This is a genomic window from Saccharothrix saharensis (genome assembly GCF_006716745.1).
In the GTDB taxonomy this organism is placed as follows: domain Bacteria; phylum Actinomycetota; class Actinomycetes; order Mycobacteriales; family Pseudonocardiaceae; genus Actinosynnema; species Actinosynnema saharense.
Genome location: NZ_VFPP01000001.1, coordinates 2493747 through 2517948 on the forward strand (window position 1 = coordinate 2493747; position 24202 = coordinate 2517948).

Consider the following 24202-nt stretch of genomic DNA (forward strand, 5'->3'; position numbering starts at 1 on the left):
CGCACCGGAAACAGCCTGTCCGGCTGTCCGGACGTGTCCCGGACAGGCCCGCGGCCGAAACCGCGTGACCGTCGGTGGTGATCGGTAGGCTGCCGGTGCGGACCACAGCGGAGGAGGCCGAGTGACGGCGAGCGACGGGCGCCTGGTCGGTGACCTGGCCAAGGCCATCGACGAGTCGGACTTCGCCTGGTCGCTGGTGCTCGTGGGCGAGGACCAGCGCGACAAGCTGGCCGCGCTGACCGGCGACCTGCTGGGCAAGCCGTCGTCCAACGGCGACGGCAAGCAGATCACCTCCGGCTACGCCTACTGGGGCATCGGGCCGACGATCGCCTGGGCGCACGCCTGCGCCGACCCGTTCTACCTGGTGATGAAGCAGAGCCTGGACTCGTTCACCCGCCGCTGGGGCCGGGTGCGCGGCCGGGTCGGCGAGGGTTTCCACCACGTCAGCTTCGGCGTCGGCACCGGCCACAAGGACCGGCTGATCCTCGAGCACCTGCTGGAGCACAACCAGGACCTGCTCTACCTGCCGGTGGACATGAGCTCGGAGATGCTGCGGCTGGGCACCCGGGAGGCCACCCACCGGGTCGGCCCGCGCGGGCACCGGGTCGTGCCGGTGCAGCTCGACTTCTCCATCACCGACAACCTCGCCGAGCTGCGCGACCTGGTCCACCGGCTGGTCGGCGACGAGCCGGTGCTGTACTCCCTGCTGGGCAACACGCTGGCCAACTTCGACCACGACGACGAGCTGCTGGCGAACCTGACCGCGCTGGCCCGGCCGCAGGACCGGTTCCTGCTGGAGGTCGCCACCACCGAGGCGCTCAGCGACGACCTGGCCCGCGACGCGGTCGAGGAGTACTCCCGCAGCCGCGCGTACCGCGAGTTCGTCACCAGCGCCCTGCTGCACAACACCGACCTGACGATCACCGTCGACGCCGTGCAGTTCCGCGGCTCCGTCGAGGGCGACCGGGCGCTGAAGGTCAAGGTCGTCTACCAGAACCAGACCGGCGACGACATCCTGATGATGCTGCCCGACCGCACCAGGGTCGCGTTCCCCGACCGCGACACCATCCGCCTCTACCTGACCCGCAAGTACGCGCGCCGGGCGTTGGACGGCATCGTCCGCGCGGCCGGGATGCGCAAGGTCACCGGCACCCACTCCGACTTCGCCGTGCCGCGCTCGGCCCAGGGGTTCGGCATGGACCTGCTGCTGCTCGCCCCCGGCGACCCGGTGCCCGCGCCGCGACCGGATGACGACGTGGCCCGCGTCATCTGGGAGAACTGACCGCGATGACCCGCGTCGCGATCACGGCGCTCACGTTCGGCGCGCTCGCGGTGGCCATGGCGTTGGGCGTGAGCTGGCTCGTCGTGTCCCCGCCGGGCGAGCGCTGGGAACCGGCGGTGAACTCGCTGGCCCTGCTCGCGGGCATCACCGGCATCTTCGCCGAGCGCTGGGCCTCGCAGCGCGAGCAGCGCAACCAGGCGCTCGACTCCATCCGCCTGGAGATGGCCCGCAACCGGGAAACCCTGGACGGCGAGGCCTTCAACGCCACCGGCTCCCGCGCCCGACGCGTCTACCCGCGCCTGGTCCAGTCGGCGGTCGACACCGCGCTGTCCTCGGGATCGCTCAGCCCGCACCGCGACGCCGACCTGATCGACCTGCTGCACCGCTGGCGCACCGCCGTCGCGTCGGTCAACCGGAGACTCGAGCTGACCGAGATGCTGGTGTTCACCAGCCCGTCCGACGAGAAGGCGGAGCAGTTCCACGCCGCCCTGCACAGCGCCACCAGCTTCTTCCAGGGCGTCCGCACCCTGCTGGACGAAACGCAGGCCTACGTCAGCTCGCGGTGAGCAGCTCCCGACCGTCGTGCACCAGGCGCAACCCGTCGACCCAACGCGCCACCGCCGCGGGCTCCGGCCGCACCGGCCCGCGCAACCGCGCCAGCACGAACGGCGGCTCGGAGCTGTCGCTCTCCACCGCCACCGACCAGCCGCGACCCTCGTCCCAGAGCAGCGCCACGTCCCGGTCCGCGAACCCCGGCAGGTGACCGTCCAGCGCCAGGTAGGCACCCAGCCGGGAGCCGTCGGAGTGCACGAACGAGCACTCACCGCTGAGCCCGAGCGCCCGCGTCACGTCCGACACGTAGGCCAACAGCGCGCGTACCGCGCCTTCGTCATCGAATTCCCAGTCCACCACGCACCACCGTCCCCGCCCCCGAAGCACCGGTCCGCGCCGACTACCCGACGCGTTCCGGGGTAGCCCGACCGTGGAGTTCCAAAACCCGTACGTTCCGACTTCTTCTCAGGGCCGGGGCGTCCGCACCGCGATCCCCGCGATGTCGTCCAGGTACTCGGCCGTGAACCCACCCACCACGTTCTCCGCCTCCGCGATCACCACCGTCACCCCGTCGACCACGTCCGAGTCGTAGTTGTGCGCTGTGAACGGAACGTCCTCGACCTGCACCAACGCCCCCGTCAACGGCGTGATGTCCCCCGTCCCGTGCACGTCCTCGAGCTCCTTGAACCGCCGCGCCGCCTCCCGATCCCCGAACTCCACCCACGCCACGAACACCACCGCCGTACTACCGGCGTCGTCCGTGACGGTGAAGATCATCCGCTCCAACCCGGCACAGGGCACCACCCGCAACAACTCCTGCACCTGCCCGAACGAGTGCGAAACGCACTCCCCGTCCGCCCTCGTCGCCCGATCCACCACCCTCAACCCCCGATCCCGCCACATCTCATCGGGCTCGACGCCGCCGGCAACCCCCACCGCCAACACCCCGACCACCGCCGCCACCGCGACCACCCCACCAGCCCCCACCGCCGCCACCTCCACCCACCCAACCGACACCTGCCCCACTGATACCCGCCGACACCCACCCCACCCACATCGGACCCCCCACATCCCCGCGAGGCCCCATGTCGAATCGAGCCGGACCGGACCAGCGAGCCGCCCTCAACCGCGAGCCGCCCTGATCACGACCCGAACGCCGCCACCACCGCCGCCATGTCCGCCCCTTCCCCCACCCTCTCCGACGCCACCCGGTAGTGCTCCCCCAACACGCGCATCAACCGGTCATCCGTCCCCGCCACCGCCATCGCCGCCAAGATCAACCCGCTGTCCTTGACCGCCCCGTCCACCCCGAACGACGGCGGGAACTCACCGTCGATCATCGCCCTCCCCTTGGCCTGCGCATAGGTGCTGTCCACCGGCCCACCCGCGATGACCTCCAGGAACGCGTCGGGATCCAACCCCAACCCCCGCGTCAACGCCACCGCCTGCGCCGTCGCCGCCGTGATCGACAGCACCCACGAGTTGGCCGCCAACTTCAACCGCTGGCCGTCCCCGGCCCGTTCCCCCGCCCACACCGTGCGCACACCGATCGCGTCGAACACCGGCGCGACGGCCTCCCGCACCTCGACCGGCCCCGCCGCGAGCACCGTCAACGTCCCCTGCTCCGCCGGCGCACGCGTACCGAGCACGGGCGCGTCCACGAGCGGCACGCCGTACATGGCCGCCAGCTCCGCCAGGTGCTCGATCCCGGCCAACCCGACCGTGCCGCACTGCACCCACACCGCGCCGTCCGCCGCCGGCACCGACGGCAACGCCTCCGCCATCACCCCGGCCGTCGCGTCCGCGTCGAACAGCATGGTGATCACGACGTCGGCGCCGACGACCGCGCTCTTCGGGTCCTCGGCGACCACCGCGCCCTCGTCGGCCAGCGGCCGGGCCTTGGCCGCGCTCCGGTTCCACACCACCACGTCCATCTTGGACCGCAGGAGGCTCCGCGCCATCCCGGCGCCCATCAGACCCGTGCCCAGCACCACCACGCGCATGGGCCCAACATTCCACCAAGGACGGTGGACCGCATCACGAAGGCGAGTACCCCGGTGCCCGCCGCGCGTCCGCCGCCCGCTCGAACGCCGCCGCGATCCCGAGGACACGGGCGTCCGCGCCGTGCCCGGCCATGAACGAGACCCCGATCGGCAACGACCCGGCGAACCCGGCCGGCACCGTCGCGTTCGGGTACCCGGACACCGCCGCCGGCGTCGAGGACCCCAACTCGTACGCGTCACCGCGGCCGTACTCGGTCCGCCACGCGGGCCCGTTCGTCGGCGCCATGATCACGTCCAGCCGGTGCCCGGCCAGCACCTCGTCGATCGACCGGCGGGCGAGCGAGGTCGCGGTGCGGCGCTGCTCGACGTACCCCGGATCGGTGATCGGCGGTGCCTTCGCCGCCTCCAGGAACAGCTCCTGCCCGAACTTGCCCAACTCGACCGGGTCGGCCTCGTTGAACGCGATCAGCTCCGCCAGCGTCTTCGGCGCGCCCGGCCGCGTCCTCAGGTACCGCTCCAGGTCGTGCTTGAACTCCGTGATCAACGCGGGGAACTCGACCGCCCCCACCTCGGCCTGGTACGGCAGCTCCACCTCGACCACCACCGCGCCGGACCGCCGCAGCACGTCCACCGCCTCCCGCACCACCCGGTCCGCTTCGGCGTTGCGCCCCGCGAGGCGCCACACGCCGACCCTTTTGCCGCGCAACGTCGCCGACCCGAGGCCCGCCGCGTAGTCGACACCCCTGCCCTCCAACGCGGACATGAGGATCGCCGCGTCCACCACGTGCCGCGCCATCGGGCCCGCCGTGTCCTGCCGCGACGAGATCGGCACGACGCCGTCGCCGCTGACCCGGCCGAGCGTCGGCTTGAGCCCGACCACGCCGTTCTGCCCCGCCGGGCACACGATCGAGCCGTCGGTCTCCGTGCCGACCGCGACCTGCGCCAACGACGCCGCCACCGCCGCGCCCGAGCCGGACGACGAGCCGCACGGGTTGCGGTCGAGGACGTGCGGGTTGTTGGTCTGCCCGCCCACCGCGGACCACCCGGACGTGGACGTCGTGGAGCGGAAGTTCGCCCACTCCGACAGGTTCGTCTTGCCCAGCACCACCGCACCGGCCGCACGCAGCCGGCGCACCAGTTCGGCGTCGTCGCGCGGCGGTACGCGCAGGGCGCGTGACCCGGCCGTCGTGCCCGTGCTCCTGGTGTCGATGTTGTCCTTGAGCAGCACCGGGATGCCGTCCATCGGCCCCCTGGCGCGTCCCTGCCGACGCCGCCGGTCGCTCTCCGCGGCTTGGGCGAGCGCTTCGGGGTTCACCGCGACCACCGACCGCACCTTCCGGTCGACGGTCTCGATGCGCCGCAGGTAGGCGCGGGTGAGGTCGACGGCGGTGAGGGTGCCCGCGTCCAGGCGGCGGACCAGCTGCGGGATGGTCGCCGCGTCCAGGTCCTCGACCGGACGGGTGTGGGCGTTGGCCGGCGGGGCGGCGACGAGCACGCACAACAGGGCCGCGAGCAGGGATCGCATGGTGGTCACCCCAGTCCCGGGAACCGTTCCCGGTCAACCCTCCGTTGGTCGGGCCTTCGGCCTACCTCGGCGCTCCGGACTCCCCCGACGCGCCTCCACCCGACGTGGTGCCTTCGCCGACCCGGGCGTGCAGCCGGGCCCGGATCTCGTCCGGCGTGTAGGCGCGACGCTTGCGCTCCGCCCGCGCGATCACCACCCCGGTCGCCGCGACACCCGCGACACCGGCCAGTCCGAGCAGCTTCCACCACCGCATCTGCCTAGGCTACCGGGATGGCTGGAACGAAGATCGGTCTGGACGAGGCGGTCGAGCTCACCCGAACCGGTGACGTCTGGTTGTTCCGCGGCAGCTCGGTGGCCGACCGCGCGATCCGCGTGACCACGAACAGCCCGGTCAACCACGTGGGCATGACCGTCGCGGTCGAGGACCTGCCGCCGTTGATGTGGCACGCCGAACTGGGCCGCTCGCTGCCGGACGTGTGGACCGGCACGCACCACCGCGGCGTGCAGCTGCACGACCTGCGGGACGCGGTGCTGGTGTGGGCGCGCAAGTACGGGCAACGCGCGTGGTTGCGGCAGCTCGACCGGCCGACGACCCGGGAGCAGGACGACGCCGTGCTGAAGACCGTGGCCCGGCTGAACGGCACGCCGTTCCCGTCGACCGCGCGGTTGGCGAGCCGGTGGCTGCGCGGGCGATTGCCGAACCTGCGCAAGTCGTCGGACGCCACGCTGGAAACGGCCTACTGCGCGGAGGTGGTGGCCGTGACGTACGAGGCGATGGGGTTGCTGCCGTCCGGCCGGCGGGCGAACTGGTACGACCCGGGCCGCTTCTGGAGCGGGGACGAACTGGACCTCTCGGACGGGGCACGGCTGGGCGAGGAGATCGCCGTGGAGATCCCCTCCCCGTGACCGAGCCGCCACCGGCTCCGGGCTTCCTCGAAAACGCGCGTGCCGAAGCGCCCACCGCCCTACCATTCGGGTGGTGAACAAGCGTTCGAGCGTGCCGCTGGCCGCTGTCACCGTCCTGCTGGTCGGGTGCGCCGCCCTGTCGGCCGGGTGCTCGGCCGAAGCCGACGGCGCGCCGCCCACTCCCGGCACCGGGCTGCTGGGCGCGCTGGCGGACGTGCGGGCCACCGCCGAGTCGTCCGTGCTGGTCGAGTACGGCGACGTGGCGGCCGTGCGGGCGCTGCTGGCCGCGGACGCCGAGCGCTTCGGCGGCCTCCGGGGCTACGGCTACTCCGACCTCGCCGGGCACAGCCGCGTGCTGCCCGACCTGGTCGGCTTCGACCCGGCGGCGGCCACCACGGCGTTGCGGGTCGGGCAGCCGCCGACGTGGGCCGCCGTGCTGCGGATGGACGTCGACGTGGCGGCGGTGGACGCGAAGCTCCAGGCGCTCGGCGGCCGCAAGGGCGGCTCCGGCACGTGGACCACCGGCCCGGACCACGAGATCGACCCGGACGGGCCGCTGGCGGAGGCCGGGATCGTGACCGGGTTCCAGCAGGTCCGCGTGCAGGCCGGCGCGGTGACGCACGCCCCCGCCGGTGAGGCGTTGAAGTGGGTCACCGAACCGGCCGGTGACAACTCGCTCGCCGCCGACCCGATGATCGGCGAACTGGCCCGGTGCCTCGGCGAGGTGTCGGCCGCCGTGATCAGCAAGCCGAAGAGCGGGCTGCCGGTGGCCGCGGGCGTGCGGACCGCCGCCGACGGCGGGACGACCGAGGTGGTGTGCGTGCCCGACGAGAACCCCAACGCGCTCATGGACCTGGTGCGCACCAACCTCGAATCCGAGCCGTGGTCCGCGACGCTGCCCGGCGCGACCGTCGACCAACCCGCCGACCAGACCGGTGTCGTGCGGGTGCTCGCGCCGGCCGCGCCGGACGTCCGGGTCGGTCGGGTGCTGGTGGCGTCGCAGCGCGGCGAGCTGCCGACGTTGTTCGACTGACCACGACCGCCCTCGGCGACCGTCAGTCGAAGCGCTGCGCCACCTGTTCACGCCGGGCCGCGACCGACGACCCCGACTCGCGCCGCGCCATGCGGCGCAGCACCACCGATGCCAGGGCGAACCCCACCACCGCCCAGACACCCAGCACGAGCACCGTCTCCCCGTGCCGCCACGACCCACCGATCTCGGCCGCCGCCACCGCGTCCGGCAGCAGCGCGGACCTCAGGCCGAGCCCCATCCAGTACAACGGGAACGCCTGGCCGACCCACTGCGACCACTCCGGCAGCGCGGTGATCGGGTAGAACACGCCCGACACCGCCACCAGCGCCATGAGCAGGAGGGTGACGAACCCGAGGCTCTGGGTGTTGCCGAACACCGCGCCCAGGATCGCCCCGATCGGCAGCACCGCGAGCAGGCCGAGCCCGAGCACCCACACCAACGTCACCCACGTGGACACGCGGCCCGGCCGCAGGCCGTCGAACAGCAGCATCGCGGGGACGAGGACGAGCAGGACCACGGCCACCGCCATCGCCGCCTTGCCCAGCACCTTGCCGACCACGTAGGCCGGCACCCCGTTCGGCGTCGCCTTCGCCCGCAGGAGCGTGCCGTCCTCGCGGTCCATGGTCAGCGTCATCGCGAGCCCCACCAACCCGGTGAACACGGCGTTCATGGCGAGGATGCCGGGCACGGCCTGCGCGCCGAGCGGGAAGTCGACGCCGGGTATCGCGCCGTCGCCGAACGCGTACATCACGATCAGCGCCACCACGGGCAGCCACAGCCAGCCCATCAGCTCGCCCGCGTTCGTCATGGTGTGCCCGAACTCGATCCGGCCGCGCCGCACCCCGGCGCGGACCGCCACCGCACGGCCGTTCACGCGCTCACCGCCACGTGCTCGGAGTCGCGCACCAGCGCCAGGTACACCTCTTCCAGGCTCGCGCGCCGCACTTCGAGGTCGTCCACCGCCTCGCCGTGCTCGGCGAACAGCTCCCGCACGTACGAGGTGGAGTCGGCAGTCGACAGCACGTGCTCCACCCCGTCCAGCCGGTAGCGGACCTCGGCCTCGCCGGCGATGCGGTCGGCCAGCTCGGCGGCGGTGCCGTCGGCGACCACGCGCCCGGACACCAGGATGACGATGCGGTCGGCCAGCTTCTCCGCCTCGGTCAGGTCGTGGGTGGTGAGCAGGATGGCGGTGCCGGTCAGGCGGCCCACCACCTCGTGGAACCCCCGTCGCGCCTCGGGGTCGAAGCCGACCGTCGGCTCGTCCAGGAACAGCAGGTCGGGGTGCCCGATCAGGCCGACCGCGACGTCCAACCGCCGCCGCTGCCCGCCGGACAGCGCGCCGACCCTCTTGTCGGCGTGGTCGGTGAGGCCGACCAGCCCGATCAGCTCGTCCGGGTCGAACACCCGCTCGCGGTAGGGCTCGTAGAACAGGGTGAGGTAGGACAGCAACTCCCGCACCCGCCACCGGCCGTGGTCGCGCCACGACTGGAGCACCACGCCCAAGCGGGCCCGCCACGCCTCGTCACCGCGGTCGGGGTCCACACCCAGCACGCTCACCTCCCCGCCCGACCGCTTGCGGAAGCCCTCCAGGATCTCGATGGTCGTGGTCTTGCCCGCGCCGTTGGGCCCGAGCAGCGCGACCACCTCGCCCGGTCCGACGGTCAGGTCCACCCCCTTCAGCACGTCGGTGGAGCCGTAGCGCATGCGCAGGTCCCGCGTGTGCACGACCGGCGATTCCCGCTGGTTGTCGCTGGTTTTCATGCTTCAACCGTATCGTTGAAGTACCCTGTTTAAGGTTGTGCCGAGTTCCCCCGGGAACCTCGGCCGCAACCTTCAAATTCCCGTTGAACGTGAGGGCGGTCGGCGTGGGGCTTCGCCCGGTGGATCTGGCCCGCGCCGCGGGCATCTCGGCCCAGCAGGTGCGCAACTACCTCGCCGACGGCGTGCTGCCACCCGCCGAACGCTCGGCGGCCGGGTACCGGGTGTTCGACGAGCGGCACCGGCAGGCGGTGACGACGTACCGGGCGCTGGGTCGCGGCTACGGGTGGGACGCCGCCAAGGCCATCATGCGCTCGATCCACGCGGGCGCGCCCGACCCGGCACTGGCCCGGCTCGACGCCCTGCACGCGGCGGCGCACGAGCAGCGGCTGGCGCTGCGGGCGACAGCCGAGGCGTTGGAGGCGGTGGCGCTGGAGGCGGTGGCCGGGCACCCGCCGGACACCGTGCCGCGGACCGGGTTGCGGGTCGGCGAGGTCGCGGCGCGGCTGGGTGTGCGGCCGTCGGCGTTGCGGGTGTGGGAGTCGGCCGGCCTGCTGCTGCCCGGGCGCGACACCGACGGGCACCGCCGGTTCGGCCCGACCGACCTGCGCGACGCCCGCCTGGTGGCGACGCTGCGGCAGAGCCGCTACCCGCTGCCCGCGATCAAGCCGATCATGGACGAGTTCCGCAGCTCGGGCGGCGCGGACGCGTTGCGGGCCGCGATCACCGCGCGGGAGGCCGAACTGGGCCGGCGGGCCAGGGCGATGCTGACCGCGGCCGCCGCCCTGGACGGCTACCTGGCCGTGGTCAGCCCGGCTTCGTAGGCCACGATCGCGGCCTGGACCCGGTTGGCCACGTCGAGGCGGTGCAGGATCGCGCTGACGTGCGCCTTCACCGTGCCCTCGACCAGGGTCAGGCGGCGGGCGATCTCCTGGTTGGACAGCCCCTCCCCGACCAGCGCCAGCACCTCGCGCTCCCGTCCGGTGAGGGCGGCGACCCGGTGGCGGGCGTCGTCGTGGCGGGTGAGCCGACCGCCGCGCAGGTCGGCCACCACGCGGAGGGCGATCCTGGGTGACAGGTAGGCCGCGCCGTCGGCCACCGCGCGCACGCCGATCAGGAGTTCCCGGGGGTCCGCGGCCTTGAGCAGGAAGCCGTTCGCCCCTTCACCCAACGCCCGCGCCACGTACTCGTCCTCGTCGAACGTCGTCAGCATCACGACCGCGACGTCCGGTGCGGCCCGCCGGAGCTCGGCGGCGGCGGCCAGGCCGTCCAGGCGGGGCATGCGGATGTCGAGCAGCGCCACGTCGGGCCGGTGGACGCGGGCCAGCTCGACCGCTTCCCGCCCGTCGACGGCCTCGGCGACCACGTCGATGCCCGGGTCGGTGTCCAGGATCGCCTTCACGCCGGCGCGGACCATCGCCTCGTCGTCGGCGAGCAGCACGCGGATCACGCCCCACCTCCCCGGGGCAGCCGGGCCGTCACGGTGAACCGGCCGTCGACCACGCCCGACCGCAGCGTGCCACCGAGCAGCCGGACCCGTTCCGCCAACCCCTCCAGCCCACTGCCGCCGTCGCCGGCGGGTTCCCGGTCGACCGGGTTGGTCACGGTCACCACCACGTCCTCCATCCCGGCGACCTCCACGGTCACGGGCGCGCCGGGCGCGTGCCGCGCGGCGTTCGTCAACGCCTCCTGCACGACCCGGTGCACGGCCCGGTCCGTCAACGACGGCAGCTCGGCCGGGTCGCCGGTCCGGGTCAGCACCACCGGCAGGCCCGCCTGCGCCGCCCGTGCCACCAACGCCTCCACCGTCTCGTCGGGCGGTTCGAGCGTCGTGGGCCCCTCCCGCAGGACGCCCACCGTGCGCCGCAGCCGGTCGGTGGCGGTCACCGCCGAGGCGCGCAGACCGGCCGCCGCCGCGCGGGTCGACTCGGTCTCGGCGGTCAGCTCCAACGCGCCCGCCCGCAGCGCGATCAACGCCAGCTCGTGGCCGAGCGAGTCGTGCATGTCGGCCGCGATGCGGGTCCGCTCCCGCAGGCGGGCGCGTTCGGCGACCAGCTCCTGCGCCCGTTCCAACTGCACAATCCGCTCCCGCCCCACGGTGATCAGCTCGGCCTGCTGCCGCCGGAACCGGCCGGCGAGCCACGGCAGCACGACGGACAGGCCGAGGCTCGCGAACGCGCCGACGCCTTCCCAGATCCGCCACGCCGCGATGCCCACCCCGACCACCGCCACCGCACCCACGACCAGGCCGCCGCGGTGCACCGGCAGGTGCCTGCCGTGCAGGTGGAGCAGCACGGCCAACACCGGGTACAGCAGTTGCCGCCACGCGGGCAGCGCGTCGGTGGCCACCCCGTTCAGCAGACCCGCGAGCGCGAGGGCCGCGAGGAGCGTGGCGTTGCGCATGGTGCGGAGATTACCGACCGGCATCCTCAGTGGACCGTCGCGCGCGAGCGGAGCAGCCGGGCGGTCACCGTCGCCAGGCCCGCGACCGCCGTGACGACCACGGTGATGGTCAGCGGCAGGGCGAAGTACGTGAGCTGCGCCCACGTCACCGTGCGGCCGTTCACCAGGAACGACACCAGGTCGGGGTAGGCCGCCAGGAGCACCGCCGGCAGCAGCAGCGGCACGCACCGCAGCGCCGCCCGCCACCTCGGCGTGCCCGCGCGACGTCGTGCCCACGTGGCCGACCTCGTCACGCCGAGCACGCCCGCCCCGGCGGCCGCCACCGCGATCAGGCCGAGCACCAGCTCGAACACCTGCCGCCCGCCGCCGACGGGCCCGGGGGCGCGCCCCTGGCTCAAGGCGATCAGGCCGTTGAGGATGTCGTAGGTGTCGTCCCGCAACGACGCGCTGTTGGCCAGCACCGCGAACCCGTGCCCGGTGCCGGGCACGATCGCCTGCACGGCCGAGTAGGTGAACAGGTTGCCGGGGTGCACGAGCTGCTCGACGCCGCCCGGTCCGACGTCCGGGATCCAGCCCATGGCGTAATCGTCCACAGTGGACTTGCTGTGCATGGCGCGCAGGCCGTCCGGTGACACCAACCGCGGACCGTGGCCGGTCTGGCTGATCAACCACTTGCCCATGTCGGCCGCCGTGGTGATGACCCCGCCACCGCCGCTGGAGTCGAGGAAGCCGGGCAGTTCGGCGCGGCTCAGCCACGCGCCGAACACCGAGTTGTAGCCGTCGGCCGGCCGGACCTCGTCCGCCGACACCGCGCTGCGCGACATGCCCAGCGGTCCGAACACGTGCTGCTCCAGGTACTCGCCGAACGTCCGCCCGCTCGCCACCTCGACCAGTCGTGCGGCCAGGTCGTAGTTGACGTTGCAGTACTCGTGGCGCGTGCCGGGGTCGGCGGCGAGCGAGTCGCCGGCGAGCTTGGTGGTGTACTCGGTGAGGGAGGTCGAGGTCTCCAGGGCGGTCACGTCGATCGTGGTGTCGGAGAAGCCGGACGTCTGGTTCAGCAGGTGGCGGACCGTCACGCCGGTGAACCGGGGGTCGGCCATCGTGAAGCCGGGCAGTTGGTCGGCCACCGGCTCGTCCAGGGCGATCCGACCGTCCTCCACCAGGGTCATCACGGCCATCGCGGTGAACGACTTGCTGACCGAGGCGATCCGCATCGGCGTGTCGGCCGTGATGGGCGCGCCCTCGGAGTCCTCGCCGTACCCGGCGGCGTGGACGAGGCGGTCGCCTTGCGTCACGACCACCGACACGCCCGGCATGCCGGTGTCGTGCATGACTTCGGCCAGGAAGTCGTCGATCGTGGACGGGGCGGCGTGGGCGGTCGGGGACAGGAGCGTCGCGGCGAGGGCCGTGATGCCGATCAGCGTGGCTTTCATGGTGCCGACGGTAGGAACGGCGGCCCTGCGCGGGCATCGGGCCACGGTCCGGGACCACCCCTGACGAAAGACAGGGGTCACCTGACCAACCGGTGGAACCCGGCGCCCGCGATCACCGTGGTCCCACCGGTCGGGTGGTCGTCGCGGAGGCTGCGCGGCACGCGGTCGCGGAACGCCGTCCGGTCCGCCGGGGGCAGCGCGTCGTGCAGCCGGCGGTTGCCGTGCGACATCACGTCCGGTGCGCCTCGGGCCCGTCGACCGGGGACGACACCGCGGTCGCGGTCCGCGCGACGTGCCGCGACCCCGCCCGCTCGGCGCGTGCCGCCCAGGTCACCGGCTCGTGCTCGGTGACGTCCCGGATGCGGCGGGTGGACTCGTCCACGACGCGCCCGTACGCCGCCCACCACCCGCCGTCGGCGCTGGGGCCGGGCACGGAGGAGCCGAACACGCCGGAGCACGCGGCCCACTTCGGCGAACGGCACGGCGTCGAACGAGGCGTCGGCCAGGTCCACCCGGTGCGCTTCGCGGAGCCCGTCCAGCATGGCGACCGACACGTCACCCGCCACCACCGAGCAGCCCGCGTTGACGAGGGCGGCGGTCACCGCGCCCGTCCCGCCCCGAGGTCCAGCACCCGCGCACCGGCCTCCGGCGCGGCCCAACCGACCAGCCGCGCGCCGAACGTGGCGAAGAACGGCACCGCCCGGTCATCGTCGGCGGCCACCCGGTCGAACGACTGCGCACCGAGATCGGTCACCCACCGCGCGGCAGGGCTCCGCCACGGCCGGGCGCGAACGACTTCCACCGACCACCGCCCGGCCCGACCCGTGCGCGAGAGCGTTTCCCGGCACGTCACCCGCCGTCCACCCCGGACCGCGGCCGGAGCGGGCCGGTGGGCGGGGCGGCTAGGGTTCGCCGCATGCCGGGTCAGGTCGAGACCGAACTCCTGACCGCCTTCGCGCGGTTCGCCGGGCCGGTTCGCGGGGTCGGGGTGACGCTGATCAGCGTGTTCGGCCTGCTCTCCGTGCCCACCGACGCCCTGCCGCTGGGCCTGGGGCTGTGCGGGCTCGTGCTGATCGGGGTGGTGGCGGACTTCACCTCACCCAAGGTCGCGTTCGTGCTGTCGATCGTCCGCGTGGTGGCGTTGTGCGCGGCGCACGAGCAGCTCGGGGCGACGGACGCCTGGACGCTCAACGTGCTCACCACGACCGCGATCACGTTGCAGTGGGAGTGGGGCCCGAAGGTCACCGTGCCGACCACGGCGGCACTGCTGGCCGTCTACCTGACCGCCGTGTGGTGGGACGGCGCGGTGGTGTTGCGGGTGCTGGTGGAGTGCGTGCTGGCGCGATTGGCCTTGTTGTTGTTGCAGCGGTCGTCGCGGCGGGTGGACGAGTTGCGGACGCGGCGGGCGGCGATGGAGCGGCTCGAGGCGGTGGCGTTGGAGCGGCGCAGGCGGGAGCGCGAGTACCTGGCGCTGCTGCACGACACGGCGTCGGCGACGTTCCTGGTGGTGGCGGTGAACGGGCGGGAGGCCGATCCGGCCGAGGTCGCGGGATACGCCCGGCGCGACCTGGACCTGCTCACCGGGTCGTCCGGGGTGCCGCGGGACAGCGCGGTGGACATCGGCTCGTCGTTGCGGGCGGTGGTGGAGCGCAGTCCGCTGGAGGTGGACGCGCGGTGGGAGAGCGTGCTGCTGCCGGCCTCGGTGGCGTTGGCGCTGGTGCGGGCCGTGCGGGAGGCGTTGACGAACGTCGAGCGGCACGCGGGCACGGGTGCGGCGCGGCTGCGGGTGCGGGCGGCCGGGCGTGGCGTCGAGGTGGAGGTGACGGACGCGGGGCCCGGGTTCGACGTCGGCGCGGTCTCGGACCACCGGCGGGGTCTGCGCGGCTCGGTGGTGGAGCGGATGGCGGCGGTCGGCGGGCGGGCCGAGGTGACGTCCCGGCCCGGCCGGACGACGGTGCGGCTGGAGTGGCCCGGTGACTGAGCACGCGACCCGGGCACGGCCGTGGGCCACCCCGTTGATCGCCTGGCGCGACAGCGCGGGCGACCACACCTCCGACGACAGCCGCGAGGCGCAGCGACACGTGTTCGCCGGCGTGCGGCTGATCCTGCTCGGCGTCACGGCCGTCCTCCAGGTCAGCCTCGGCTTCGGCAGCCTGCTCGCCCACCCGCACCACCTGGCCGCGCGGTACTCGCTCGCCGCGTCCGTCCTGGTCACGCTGGTGTGCGCGTTCTGGGTCGTGCGCCGCAAGCCCCTGCCGACGCCGGTGGTCGTCGGCGGCCTGGTGACGATGCTGACGGCGTCCGCCGTGGCCACCGCGGTGCTGCCGACCCACGCGCACTTCGGGCCGACGCACTGGCTGTGGGGTCAGGTCGGGTGGTCCCTGCTGCTGTTGCTGCTGGACCGCGTCCCCGCGCTGCTCGCCGCGCTGACCGCGCACGTCGTGCTCGGCGTCGGGCAGTGGCTGCTCGCGGGCACGCCGGACCGCGGCGAGATCGGCAACGCGGGCGTGGTCGTGCTCAGCGTGACCAGCCTCCAGCTCGGCGCGCTGCTCATGACCCGGTTCATGCTGCGCAACGCGGCGCAGGCCGTCGAGGTCGCCGCCGAGCGCGAACGCGCCGCGACCCGGGCCGCGCTGGCCGAGCAGTGGGACCAGGACCTGCGCACCGGGTTCGCCGGGCAGCTCGGCGCGACCCTGCCGCTGCTCGCGGACCTCGCCGACGGCGTGCTGGACCCGCGGGCCGACGACACCAGGCAGCGGTGCGCGCTCGCCGCCACCCAGCTGCGCCGCCTGTTCGCGGAGAACGACGACGTGCCCGACCCGCTGGTGCACGAGGTGACGGCGTGCGTGCACGTCGCGGAACGGCGCGGGGTGGCGGTGTCGCTGGCGGTCAGCGGCGCGCCGGTGCCGGTGCCGACCGACGTGCGGCGCGAGTTGACCGGACCGCTGGCGGAGGCGTTGTCGGCGGCGCGGGAACGGGCGCGGGTGAGCCTGCTGCGCACCGGGGGCGAGGTGCGGGTGGCGGTGGTCGCGGACGCCGGCGTCGAGGTGGGAACCGCCAGGGGGCGGGTCGAGGTCGAATGCGGCACGTACGGTCGGCACACGCGGATGGAGGCCCGATGGCGGACGAGCTGAGCGCGGTGGTGGTGGACGACCACCCGGCGGTGCGCGCGGGCGTCGCCTACTGGCTGTCCTCCGGCACGCCGCCGATCCGGGTCGTGGCCAGCGGTGAGGACGTGCGCTCGGCGTGGCTGGGCGAGGGCGCGACGGCCGACGTGGTGATCCTCGACCTGCACCTGGGCGGGCCGACGCCGGTGCTGGGCGACCTGCGTCGGCTGGTCGAGGCGGGCCGGCGGGTGGTCGTGTACTCGATGCGAGCCGACGACGACATCGCGTTGCAGTGCCTGGAGCTGGGCGCCTTGTGCTACCTGACCAAGGCGGAGGGCGCGGAGCACCTGGTGCAGGCGACCCGTGCGGCGGCGGAGGGCAGGCCCTACACGCCGCCGTCGCTGGCGGGCGCGCTGGCGGGCGACCGGTCAGACCACCGGCCCGCGTTGTCGGCGCGGGAGGTCGAGGTGCTGGTCGAGTGGTTCCAGTCCGAGTCCAAGGAGTTCGTGGCGCAGCGGCTGGGCATCTCGCTGAGCACGGTGAACTCGCACCTGGAGCGGATCCGGGTGAAGTACGCGCTGATCGGTCGGGAGGCGCCGACGAAGGCGGCGCTGGTGGCGCGGGCGATCCAGGACGGGCTGATCGGCGTGGACGACCTGTAGCGACCGAAGCGGTCACGGCCGGTCGCCGGGCGATCACGGTACGGTGGGGGCACACCGCCTCCCTCACATCGTTGTGATCACCGGAGGTAGCCAGTCCATGAGGTCTCTCCTACGCGTCGGCCACGTGCTGACGGCGGTCGCGTGCGCCGCCGGGCTCGCGGTCGTCACCCCGGCCGGGGCGAGCACGTCGCCGCACTGGTCGCCGCGCCTGGACAACCCGTACGTCGGCGCGCGTCCCTACGTCAACCCCGAGTGGTCCGCGCGGGCCGCCGCCGAACCGGGCGGCGCGGCCGTCGCCGGGCAGCCGACCGGCGTGTGGCTCGACCGGATCGCGTCCGTCACGGGCGCGAACGGGAAGATGGGGCTGCGCGCCCACCTGGACGAAGCCCTGCGCCAGGGCGCGAACCTGGTCCAGCTCGCCCTGTGGAACCTGCCCGGCCGCGACTGCGGGTGGTTGTCCACCAACGGGGAGCTGGGTTTCGGCGAGCTGCCCCGCTACAAGCAGGAGTTCGTCGACCCGATCGCCTCGACCCTGGCCGACCCGAGGTACGCGCGGTTGCGGATCGTGGCGGTGGTGGAGCCCAACTCCCTGCCGTTCCTGACCACGCACGTGCTGCCGCGCCCGGACGCCACGATGAGCTGCGAGCAGGTGAAGGCGGCCGGTTCCTACACCGAGGGCATCGGGTACGCGCTGGCCAGGCTCGGCACGATCCCGAACGTCTACAGCTACCTCGACATCGGCCACCACGGCCGGATCGGCTGGGACGACAACCGCAAGCCGACGTTGGAGCTGCTGGCGAAGGCGGCGCGCTCGGGCGGCAGCAGGCTCGCCAACGTGCACGGGTTCATCACCAACACCGGCAACTACTCGGCGCTGCGCGAGGAGTTCATCGCCAAGACCGTGATCAACGGCCAGCACATCCGGCAGACGAGGTGGGTGGACTGGAACCCGTTCCTGGACGAGCTGTCCTTCGCGGAGTTCTTCCGGGCCGAGGCGGTCGCGGCGGGCTTCGACCCGCGGGTGGGCGTGCTGGTGGACACCTCGCGCAACGGGTGGGGCGGCCCGAACCGGCCGACCAAGCCGGGTTACGAGACGACCGTGGACACCTACGTCGACACGAGCCGGATCGACCGCCGGGCACGGATCCACAACTGGTGCAACCAGACCGGCACGGGACTGGGCGAGCGGCCGGTCGCCGCGCCGCGACCGAACTTCGACGCGTACGTGTGGCTGAAGCCGCCGGGCGAGTCCGACGGCGCGAGCATCCCGCTGCCGATCGGGGACGAGAACTTCAACCGCGAGTGCGACCCGGACTACACCGGCCGCCCGGACGCGAGCCCGGACCCGACCGGGGCGTGGCGGAACGCGCCGCCAGCCGGGCAGTGGCACTCGGCGCAGTTCCAGGAGCTGCTGCGCAACGCGCACCCGCCCGTCGGGTAATTCGATTTCTTGCGGATAATCCACTGATGTCCCGGTAGCTAGACTGGGGCCATGTCCGCCATGGCCCCAGCTCGCACCGAATCCGACCTGTCGTTCCTCCTCGACCACGCGGGCCACGTGCTGCGCACGCGCATGGCGGCGGCGCTGGCCGAGATCGGCCTGACCGCGCGCATGCACTGCGTGCTGGTGCACGCCCTGCAGGAGGAGCGCACGCAGATCCAGCTGGCCGAGATCGGCGACATGGACAAGACCACGATGGTGGTGACCGTCGACGCGCTGGAGAAGGCGGGGCTCGCCGAGCGGCGACCGTCCGGCACCGACCGGCGGGCCCGGATCATCGCGGTCACCGAGAAGGGCGCACAGCTCGCCCACCGGAGCCAGGCGATCGTCGACGGGGTGCACCGGGCAGCCCTGGAGTCGCTGCCCGCGAAAGATCGGGAAGCCTTGCTGCACGCGTTGAACCTGCTGGTCACCGGGCACCTGTCCACTCCGGTCGCGGCACCGCAGACGGCCCGCCGCGCCCGGGAGAGCACGCGTTAAGACCGAGAGAGATTGTCTGCAAAAAAACTATCCGCTACGGTTCCTCCTGTCCCCGCCGGAACAGGAGAGACCGATGTCGTCCACGCTCGACGCACCGCTCGGCACACCCCGCGCGAACCGCTGGTCCGCGCTCGTCGTGCTGTCCGCCGCGACGCTGATGACCATCCTCGACGGCAGCGTCGTCACCGTCGCCATGCCCGCCATCCAGGCCGACCTCGGCTTCACCGCCGCCGGGCTGAGCTGGACCGTCAACGCCTACCTGATCGCGTTCGGCGGTCTGCTGCTGCTCGCGGGCCGGCTCGGCGACCTGGTCGGCCGCAAGGCGATGTTCCTGGCCGGGAACGCCGTGTTCACCGGCGCGTCGCTGCTGGCGGGCGTGGCCGGCACGCCGGGACTGCTCATCGCGGCCCGGTTCCTGCAAGGCGCGGGCAGCGCGATGGCGTCGGCCGTCGTGCTCGGCATCCTGGTCACGCTGTTCACCGACCCGGCCGAGCGCGCCAAGGCGATCGGCGTGTTCAGCTTCACCGGCGCGGCGGGCGCGTCCATCGGGCAGGTGCTCGGCGGCGTGCTGACCGACGCGCTGAGCTGGCACTGGATCTTCTTCATCAACCTGCCGATCGGCGTGGCCACCGTGCTGCCGGCGCTCCGCGTGCTGCCGACCGACCGGGGAGCGGGCCTGTCCGCCGGTGCCGACGTGCTCGGGGCGGCGCTGGTGACGAGCGGGCTCATGCTCGGCATCTACACGGTGGTCGAGGTCGAGCAGTACGACTGGACGGCGGCGCACACGCTCGGGCTCGGCGCGCTGTCGGTCGCGCTGCTGGCGGCGTTCACCGTGCGGCAGGCCAAGGCGCGGACCCCGTTGATGCCGCTGCGGCTCCTGCGGTCCCGCACCGTGGCCGGCGCGAACCTGGTGCAAATCCTCACGTTGTCCGCGATGTTCGCGTTCCAGGTCATCGTCGCGCTGTTCATGCAGCGGGTGCTGGCCTACGGCGCGCTGGCCACCGGCCTCGCGATGCTGCCGGCGGCGGTCGCGATCGGCGGCGTGTCGCTGTTCGTCTCGGCGCGGCTGAACACCCGGTTCGGTGAACGCGCGGTGCTGCTGGTCGGGTTGACCCTGCTGGCGGGCGCGATGGTGAAGCTGACCCTGGTCCCGGTGGACGCCGACTACGTCACCGACCTGCTGCCGGTCATGCTGCTGATCGCGGGCGGCGGGCTGGTGCTGCCCGCGCTGGCGTCGCTGGGCATGTCCGGCGCGAAGCCGGACGACGCGGGCCTGGTGTCCGGCCTGTTCAACACCACCCAACAGGTCGGCATGGCCGTGGGCGTGGCCGTGCTGTCGACGCTGGCCGCCTCCCGGACCGAGGAGGAGCTGGCCGCGGGCGTGGCCGAGCCGGTCGCCCTGACCGCCGGGTACCACGTGGCGTTCACCGTCGCCGCCTCGCTGCTCGCCGCCGCGTTCGCGGTCACGTTGATCGTGCTGCGCAAGCGTTCCTGAGCCGACCACTTCCCCCGGAGGAGAAACGACATGACCGTCAACGCAGGCCCCGCGCCCCGCACCCTGACCGACGCCGAGCTGGTGGACCTGATCGGCGGGCAGCGGTTCGGCGTGCTGGCCACGGTGAAGCGCAGCGGCCACCCGCACCTGTCCACCGTGCTGTACCAGTGGGACGCGAAGGAACGGGTGATCCGCGTGTCCACCACGGCAGATCGGTTGAAAGCCCGCCGGATCCGGGCCGACCCGAGGGTGGCGCTGCACGTGAGCGGGCCGGACGTGTGGTCGTTCGCCGCGGTGGAGGGTGACGCGGAGCTGGTGGAGGTGTCGGACGGGGACGAGCCGGACCGCCGGCTGACCATCACGTTCCCCGCGACCCGCCTCTACGGCACGGCGCTGGACATCCCGAAGGCCGACGGCTGAGCGAGGTGACCGGCGGGTCGGGTCGGGGCGGCGTTCACACGTCGCCCCGACCGATCCACTCCACGGTCGCGAACAAGTCCGGTCGCGGCTCGACGGAGGCGGCCTCGACCAGCGCGGTCGCCCGCGCGTCCTCGACCACCTGCCGCCACGGCCGGTCCACGTCCAGGGGCCGGCCGTGGCGCTCGTGCTGGATCCGGGTGCCCCGGCCGCGGAAGACCAGCCAGAGCGTGAAGCCCAGCACCGCCTGGTCGTGGTCGGCCAGGTCGTGCACGACGTCCGCCAGCCGCTCGGACGGCCAGGACAGCCCTCGATCGCCTGCCGTCGTCCGCAACGAGGCCGTCAAGGGCGGCAGGACCTCCTGCCGGGCTCCGAGCTTCGTCAGCGCGAGGCGCAACGCGACGGCTTCCCCCGAGTCCGGCGGCTCACCGGCGGCGCGCAGCCCGCGGTGCGCGGCTCGCAACGCCGGCAGCGCCTCGTGCGCGCCCAGCGCGGCGACCGACTCCATCGACCATGTTCGGACGGTGTGGTCCGGGCTGCCGAGCAGACCGATCAACGCGGGTACGGCGGCGGCGTCGTCGAAGTGGTCGAAGACCTCGATGGCGCACAGCTGGGCGACCGGGTCCAGCGATCCGACGGCCGCCGCGAGCGGCGCGATCACCTCCGGCCCCATCGACATCAGCGCGCACTTCGCGTCCTCGCACACCTCGGTCGAATCGTCGTTCAGGCGCCGGATGAGGCGGTCGATCCCGGAGGTCACATCGCGGAGTCTGCCGTGCCGGGCAGCACGCCCACCAGCGTCTTCCGTGCGAGCTGTGAGGAGAGGCACGCGGTTCCGGTCCGGAGAGGTCGGCGCAGGCCGGTAAAGTAGTTACGTTGGCTAAGCAATCTACGTCGCGTGGTCACCGTCGACTCGGGACAGGTGACAGGAGCGACGCATGACGGCGACGGTCGAGTCCGCGGTGACTCGTCGGGGCAGGAACGGCGGGGCCGCCATGGCGGCCCTGGCGCTGGGTGGTTTCGGCATCGGGACGACCGAGTTCGCCACCATGGGTTTGCTGCCGCAGATGGCGGCCACGTTCGACATCTCCATCCCCACCGCGGGCCACGCGATCAGCCTGTACGCGCTCGGCGTGGTGGTCGGCGCGCCGCTCATCGCCGGGCTGGCCGCGAAGTTGCCGCGCAAGGGGCTGCTGATCGGCCTCACGATCGCGTTGGCGGTCGGCAACGGGCTGTCCGCCCTCGCGCCGAACACCGCCCTGCTGATGACCTCGCGGTTCGTGGCCGGATTGCCGCACGGCGCGTTCTTCGGCATCGCGGCCGTGGTGGCGACCACGCTCGTGCCGCCGGAACGACGGGGCACGGCGGTCGCCCGGATCATGGTCGGGCTGACCGTGGCGAACCTGGTCGGCGTGCCCGTCGCCACCGCCGCCGGGCAGCAGATCGGGTGGCGGGTGGCCTACCTCGCGGTGGCCGTGATCGAGGTCGTGACGGCGTTGGCGGTGGCCCGGTGGCTGCCGCGCGTCCCGGCGTCGACGGACGCGAGCGTGGCCGCCGAGCTGAGCGCGTTCCGCCGCCCGCAGGTGTGGTTCGCGCTGCTCACCGGCATGATCGGGTTCGGTGGCATGTTCGCCGTCTACTCCTACATCTCCCCCATCACCACCGAGGTCACCGCGCTGTCGGCGTCCGCCGTGCCGTGGGTGCTCGCGGTGTTCGGGCTCGGCATGACGCTCGGCGCCACGGTCGGCGGCCGGTTCGTGGACCGCTCGGTCATGGGCACGGTGTTCGGCGCGCTGATCGCGGTGACGGTCGTGCTCGTGGCGTTCGCGCTGACCGCGACCTCGGCGGTGATGGCGTTCGGCACGGTGTTCCTGATCGGTCTGGTGTCGCAGGTGCTGGCCTCGGCGTTGCAGGTGCGGCTGATGGACGCCTCCCCCGACGCGCCGTCGCTCGCCTCCTCGTCCAACCACTCCGCGTTGAACATCGCCAACGGCGCGGGCGCGTGGCTGGGCGGCCTGGCGATCGGCGCGGGCTGGGGCTACACGTCCACGGCGTGGGTCGGCGTGGCGCTGAGCCTGGCCGGACTGGCGGTGGCCGCCCTGTCGGTGCTGGTCGAGCGCCGCCGCGCGCCCGCCTGAACCAGCACCGCGGAGCACCACATCGTGTTATTGCCCACCGTAGTCGAACCGTCGCACGCTGTACCTCCGATTGCTCTCAACGGAGGTATCCCCCGTGCGTCCACTCCGCGCCACCGCCCTCACGCTCGCCTGGGTGCTCCTGACCGCCACCGCCGCACCGTCGGCCATCGCGACGCCCAGGCTGTCGATCGACTCCTACGTGGTGGCCGCGCACGCGCGCGACCTCGCCCTGGGCATCCGGGGCGACTCGTCCGAGGAGGGGGAGCAGGCCGAGCTGGCCCGGATCAGCGGCGTTCCCGAACAGCGGTGGGCGCTCGGCGAGAACGACATCACGACCCTGGAGAACCTCGGCACCGGCAAGTGCCTGCGGTTCGCGATGCCCTACACGGTGCCGAACAACCCCGTCATCCAGGCCAACTGCGACAACGGCGACCGGCAGACCTGGTACTACGTCGCGGCGGACGAGCACTTCGAGACCTGGCGCTTCCAGAACGTGGAGCGCGACACGTGCATCACCGCGGTCGACCTCGCGCCCGGCGCCCGGTTGGTCGAGGCGCCGTGCGACGAGGACGACCTCACCCAGCGGTGGACGTCGGTCGAGGTGGACGAGGTCTAGGCGGCGCCCAGCACCTCGCGCAGCCGGACCGCGAACCGGGCCGGGTCCTCGGCGAACCCGATGTGACCGCCGGGGAACCGGGTCGGCTCGATGCCCAGCCCCTCGGCCAGCGCGATGGACGTGCGCTCGCACAGCTCGCCGCCCGAGTCCTCGCCGATGCCGACCACGATCCGGCTCGACGCCGACCGCAACGCGTCCAGGTCGGGCACCCACTCGACGGTCGGCCGCAGCATGTGCTCGTACTGGAACCGCTCGTCGGCGACGTCCCGCGGGTCGCGCTCACCGCCGAACATGTGCTCGACGACCTCGTCGGGCATGTGGATGTTCGCGATGGCCATGAACTGCCGCCACGCGCCCACAGCGTCGCCGGACCGGTAGGTGGCGATCATCTCGTCGGTCCGGCGCAGCAGGTCCTCCCGGTCGGGCACGAGCTGGTCCAGCGGCGGCTCGTGCGCGATCACGGTGTGCGCCAACTCCGGGTGTGCCTGAGCCAGCGCCAGCACGCTGACCGCACCGCCGCTGGAACCCAGCACGGCCGCCGGGCCCGCGTCCACGTGCCGGATCAACCGGGCCAGGTCGTCGGCGCGCAGCTCCGGCGTCGCGTCCCGGTCGGGGTCGTCCACCTCGCTGCGGCGGATGCCGCGCGGGTCCGTGGTCAGCACGGTGTGGTCGGCGGCGAGAAGGTCGGCCAGCGGCTCGAACGACCGGGCGTCCATCGGCGCGGCGACCAGCACGACGAGCGGGCCGCGGCCGCGCAGCTCGTAGTGCAGCAGCGCGTCGGGCACCCGCAGGGTGGCGGTGGTGGGGGTGATGGAGGTCTCGGTCATCGTGCATGCTCCTGGGACTGGCGGTGAAGTGCTCGTTCGCCGGTAGTGACTCCGCCGGTGAGGC

General features: G+C 73.2%; 29 protein-coding genes. 14 read left to right on the plus strand and 15 right to left on the minus strand.

The features are described 5' to 3' along the window. Positions 1-121: 121 nt before the first annotated feature. A complete protein-coding gene (locus FHX81_RS10050) occupies positions 122-1282 on the plus strand; it encodes an L-histidine N(alpha)-methyltransferase (RefSeq protein ID WP_141977205.1) in 1161 nt (386 codons plus the stop codon). A 5-nt stretch (positions 1283-1287) separates the two neighbouring features. After that, a complete protein-coding gene (locus FHX81_RS10055; RefSeq protein WP_141977207.1) occupies positions 1288-1848 on the plus strand; it encodes a hypothetical protein in 561 nt (186 codons plus the stop codon). On the opposite strand, the gene FHX81_RS10060 is transcribed toward FHX81_RS10055, so the two are convergent. The 5 genes from FHX81_RS10060 to FHX81_RS10085 form a co-directional block, all read right to left on the minus strand. After that, positions 1835-2191: a DUF6292 family protein gene (locus FHX81_RS10060; protein ID WP_141977209.1), complete on the minus strand. Its 357-nt coding sequence runs from the start codon at positions 2189-2191 to the stop codon at positions 1835-1837. The two genes, FHX81_RS10055 and FHX81_RS10060, sit on opposite strands and share 14 nt — an antisense overlap. 108 nt (positions 2192-2299) lie before the next feature. Beyond that, a complete protein-coding gene (locus FHX81_RS42585; RefSeq protein WP_170231850.1) occupies positions 2300-2821 on the minus strand; it encodes a hypothetical protein in 522 nt (173 codons plus the stop codon). A 155-nt stretch (positions 2822-2976) separates the two neighbouring features. After that, complete coding sequence (locus FHX81_RS10075; protein ID WP_141977213.1) at positions 2977-3837, minus strand: NAD(P)-dependent oxidoreductase; 861 nt, start codon at positions 3835-3837, stop codon at positions 2977-2979. Between the two features lie 34 nt (positions 3838-3871). Then, entirely contained in the window at positions 3872-5362 is a 1491-nt protein-coding gene (locus FHX81_RS10080) for an amidase (protein WP_141977215.1), read from the minus strand. Between the two features lie 61 nt (positions 5363-5423). Then, positions 5424-5615: a hypothetical protein gene (locus tag FHX81_RS10085; RefSeq protein WP_141977217.1), complete on the minus strand. Its 192-nt coding sequence runs from the start codon at positions 5613-5615 to the stop codon at positions 5424-5426. Between the two features lie 17 nt (positions 5616-5632). Here FHX81_RS10085 and FHX81_RS10090 point away from each other — a divergent pair, with 17 nt between their 5' ends. Together FHX81_RS10090 and FHX81_RS10095 are read left to right on the plus strand one after the other, a co-directional pair. Next, positions 5633-6268, plus strand: coding sequence for a hypothetical protein (locus FHX81_RS10090; protein ID WP_141977219.1), 636 nt, complete (start codon positions 5633-5635; stop codon positions 6266-6268). 73 nt (positions 6269-6341) lie between these two features. Then, positions 6342-7301, plus strand: coding sequence for a hypothetical protein (locus tag FHX81_RS10095; RefSeq protein ID WP_141977221.1), 960 nt, complete (start codon positions 6342-6344; stop codon positions 7299-7301). Between the two features lie 22 nt (positions 7302-7323). Here FHX81_RS10095 and FHX81_RS10100 read toward each other — a convergent pair whose 3' ends face one another. Beyond that, positions 7324-8175 (minus strand): ABC transporter permease, encoded by an 852-nt coding sequence (locus FHX81_RS10100; protein ID WP_246107734.1) that lies wholly within the window; start codon positions 8173-8175, stop codon positions 7324-7326. Further along, positions 8172-9062: an ABC transporter ATP-binding protein gene (locus FHX81_RS10105; protein ID WP_141977223.1), complete on the minus strand. Its 891-nt coding sequence runs from the start codon at positions 9060-9062 to the stop codon at positions 8172-8174. Before FHX81_RS10105 ends, FHX81_RS10100 begins: the two co-directional genes overlap by 4 nt. Before the next feature lie 104 nt (positions 9063-9166). On the opposite strand from FHX81_RS10105, the gene FHX81_RS10110 reads away from it, so the two are divergent. Beyond that, positions 9167-9883, plus strand: a complete 717-nt coding sequence (locus tag FHX81_RS10110) for a MerR family transcriptional regulator (RefSeq protein ID WP_246107735.1) — start codon at positions 9167-9169, stop codon at positions 9881-9883. Here FHX81_RS10110 and FHX81_RS10115 read toward each other — a convergent pair. The 6 genes from FHX81_RS10115 to FHX81_RS40410 all read right to left on the minus strand — a co-directional run bounded on the left by FHX81_RS10115 (position 9853) and on the right by FHX81_RS40410 (position 13649). Next, positions 9853-10509 carry a response regulator gene (locus FHX81_RS10115; RefSeq protein WP_141977225.1) on the minus strand — a complete coding sequence of 219 codons (657 nt, stop codon included), beginning with the start codon at positions 10507-10509 and terminating at the stop codon, positions 9853-9855. The two genes, FHX81_RS10110 and FHX81_RS10115, sit on opposite strands and share 31 nt — an antisense overlap. Then, a complete protein-coding gene (locus FHX81_RS10120) occupies positions 10506-11462 on the minus strand; it encodes a sensor histidine kinase (RefSeq protein WP_141977227.1) in 957 nt (318 codons plus the stop codon). Before FHX81_RS10120 ends, FHX81_RS10115 begins: the two co-directional genes overlap by 4 nt. A gap of 26 nt (positions 11463-11488) precedes the next feature. Continuing rightward, complete coding sequence (locus FHX81_RS10125; protein ID WP_141977229.1) at positions 11489-12895, minus strand: serine hydrolase domain-containing protein; 1407 nt, start codon at positions 12893-12895, stop codon at positions 11489-11491. A 77-nt stretch (positions 12896-12972) separates the two neighbouring features. Then, complete coding sequence (locus FHX81_RS40405; RefSeq protein ID WP_170231994.1) at positions 12973-13125, minus strand: hypothetical protein; 153 nt, start codon at positions 13123-13125, stop codon at positions 12973-12975. Continuing rightward, positions 13125-13343 (minus strand): hypothetical protein, encoded by a 219-nt coding sequence (locus FHX81_RS10130; protein ID WP_141977231.1) that lies wholly within the window; start codon positions 13341-13343, stop codon positions 13125-13127. Before FHX81_RS10130 ends, FHX81_RS40405 begins: the two co-directional genes overlap by 1 nt. Positions 13344-13493: 150 nt before the next feature. Then, positions 13494-13649 carry a hypothetical protein gene (locus tag FHX81_RS40410; protein WP_170231995.1) on the minus strand — a complete coding sequence of 52 codons (156 nt, stop codon included), beginning with the start codon at positions 13647-13649 and terminating at the stop codon, positions 13494-13496. Positions 13650-13811: 162 nt separating this feature from the next. On the opposite strand from FHX81_RS40410, the gene FHX81_RS10135 reads away from it, so the two are divergent. From FHX81_RS10135 to FHX81_RS10165, 7 genes are all read left to right on the plus strand, one after another. Next, positions 13812-14876, plus strand: coding sequence for a sensor histidine kinase (locus tag FHX81_RS10135; protein WP_141977233.1), 1065 nt, complete (start codon positions 13812-13814; stop codon positions 14874-14876). Continuing rightward, positions 14869-16029, plus strand: a complete 1161-nt coding sequence (locus tag FHX81_RS10140) for a hypothetical protein (RefSeq protein ID WP_246107736.1) — start codon at positions 14869-14871, stop codon at positions 16027-16029. Before FHX81_RS10135 ends, FHX81_RS10140 begins: the two co-directional genes overlap by 8 nt. Then, entirely contained in the window at positions 16014-16664 is a 651-nt protein-coding gene (locus FHX81_RS10145; RefSeq protein ID WP_141977235.1) for a response regulator transcription factor, read from the plus strand. The genes FHX81_RS10140 and FHX81_RS10145 overlap by 16 nt, the downstream gene beginning before the upstream one ends. A 97-nt stretch (positions 16665-16761) precedes the next feature. Continuing rightward, positions 16762-18105: a glycoside hydrolase family 6 protein gene (locus FHX81_RS10150; protein ID WP_141977237.1), complete on the plus strand. Its 1344-nt coding sequence runs from the start codon at positions 16762-16764 to the stop codon at positions 18103-18105. A gap of 51 nt (positions 18106-18156) precedes the next feature. Continuing rightward, positions 18157-18645 (plus strand): MarR family winged helix-turn-helix transcriptional regulator, encoded by a 489-nt coding sequence (locus FHX81_RS10155; RefSeq protein WP_141977239.1) that lies wholly within the window; start codon positions 18157-18159, stop codon positions 18643-18645. A 73-nt stretch (positions 18646-18718) separates the two neighbouring features. Next, positions 18719-20140 (plus strand): MFS transporter, encoded by a 1422-nt coding sequence (locus FHX81_RS10160; protein WP_141977241.1) that lies wholly within the window; start codon positions 18719-18721, stop codon positions 20138-20140. A 30-nt stretch (positions 20141-20170) separates the two neighbouring features. Further along, positions 20171-20560, plus strand: coding sequence for a pyridoxamine 5'-phosphate oxidase family protein (locus FHX81_RS10165; RefSeq protein ID WP_141977243.1), 390 nt, complete (start codon positions 20171-20173; stop codon positions 20558-20560). A gap of 34 nt (positions 20561-20594) precedes the next feature. Here the strand turns inward: FHX81_RS10165 and FHX81_RS10170 are convergent, their stop codons facing one another. Further along, complete coding sequence (locus FHX81_RS10170; RefSeq protein ID WP_141977245.1) at positions 20595-21317, minus strand: HEAT repeat domain-containing protein; 723 nt, start codon at positions 21315-21317, stop codon at positions 20595-20597. Positions 21318-21495: 178 nt separating this feature from the next. Between FHX81_RS10170 and FHX81_RS10175 the strand changes: the two genes are divergently transcribed. After that, a complete protein-coding gene (locus tag FHX81_RS10175) occupies positions 21496-22695 on the plus strand; it encodes an MFS transporter (RefSeq protein WP_141977247.1) in 1200 nt (399 codons plus the stop codon). A 94-nt stretch (positions 22696-22789) separates the two neighbouring features. After that, entirely contained in the window at positions 22790-23311 is a 522-nt protein-coding gene (locus FHX81_RS10180; RefSeq protein WP_170231996.1) for an RICIN domain-containing protein, read from the plus strand. On the opposite strand, the gene FHX81_RS10185 is transcribed toward FHX81_RS10180, so the two are convergent. Next, entirely contained in the window at positions 23308-24138 is an 831-nt protein-coding gene (locus tag FHX81_RS10185) for an alpha/beta fold hydrolase (protein WP_141977251.1), read from the minus strand. The two genes, FHX81_RS10180 and FHX81_RS10185, sit on opposite strands and share 4 nt — an antisense overlap. Positions 24139-24202: the final 64 nt, after the last annotated feature.

Coding starts and splice junctions, on each gene's coding strand:
- FHX81_RS10055 (WP_141977207.1), top strand. CDS start 1,288: ATGACCCGCGTCGCGATCACGGCGCTCACGTTCGGCGCGCTCGCGGTG.
- FHX81_RS10075 (WP_141977213.1), bottom strand. CDS start 3,837: ATGCGCGTGGTGGTGCTGGGCACGGGTCTGATGGGCGCCGGGATGGCG.
- FHX81_RS10080 (WP_141977215.1), bottom strand. CDS start 5,362: ATGCGATCCCTGCTCGCGGCCCTGTTGTGCGTGCTCGTCGCCGCCCCG.
- FHX81_RS10085 (WP_141977217.1), bottom strand. CDS start 5,615: ATGCGGTGGTGGAAGCTGCTCGGACTGGCCGGTGTCGCGGGTGTCGCG.
- FHX81_RS10090 (WP_141977219.1), top strand. CDS start 5,633: ATGGCTGGAACGAAGATCGGTCTGGACGAGGCGGTCGAGCTCACCCGA.
- FHX81_RS10105 (WP_141977223.1), bottom strand. CDS start 9,062: ATGAAAACCAGCGACAACCAGCGGGAATCGCCGGTCGTGCACACGCGG.
- FHX81_RS10120 (WP_141977227.1), bottom strand. CDS start 11,462: ATGCGCAACGCCACGCTCCTCGCGGCCCTCGCGCTCGCGGGTCTGCTG.
- FHX81_RS10125 (WP_141977229.1), bottom strand. CDS start 12,895: ATGAAAGCCACGCTGATCGGCATCACGGCCCTCGCCGCGACGCTCCTG.
- FHX81_RS40405 (WP_170231994.1), bottom strand. CDS start 13,125: ATGTCGCACGGCAACCGCCGGCTGCACGACGCGCTGCCCCCGGCGGAC.
- FHX81_RS10135 (WP_141977233.1), top strand. CDS start 13,812: ATGCCGGGTCAGGTCGAGACCGAACTCCTGACCGCCTTCGCGCGGTTC.
- FHX81_RS10145 (WP_141977235.1), top strand. CDS start 16,014: ATGGCGGACGAGCTGAGCGCGGTGGTGGTGGACGACCACCCGGCGGTG.
- FHX81_RS10150 (WP_141977237.1), top strand. CDS start 16,762: ATGAGGTCTCTCCTACGCGTCGGCCACGTGCTGACGGCGGTCGCGTGC.
- FHX81_RS10155 (WP_141977239.1), top strand. CDS start 18,157: ATGTCCGCCATGGCCCCAGCTCGCACCGAATCCGACCTGTCGTTCCTC.
- FHX81_RS10160 (WP_141977241.1), top strand. CDS start 18,719: ATGTCGTCCACGCTCGACGCACCGCTCGGCACACCCCGCGCGAACCGC.
- FHX81_RS10165 (WP_141977243.1), top strand. CDS start 20,171: ATGACCGTCAACGCAGGCCCCGCGCCCCGCACCCTGACCGACGCCGAG.
- FHX81_RS10175 (WP_141977247.1), top strand. CDS start 21,496: ATGACGGCGACGGTCGAGTCCGCGGTGACTCGTCGGGGCAGGAACGGC.
- FHX81_RS10185 (WP_141977251.1), bottom strand. CDS start 24,138: ATGACCGAGACCTCCATCACCCCCACCACCGCCACCCTGCGGGTGCCC.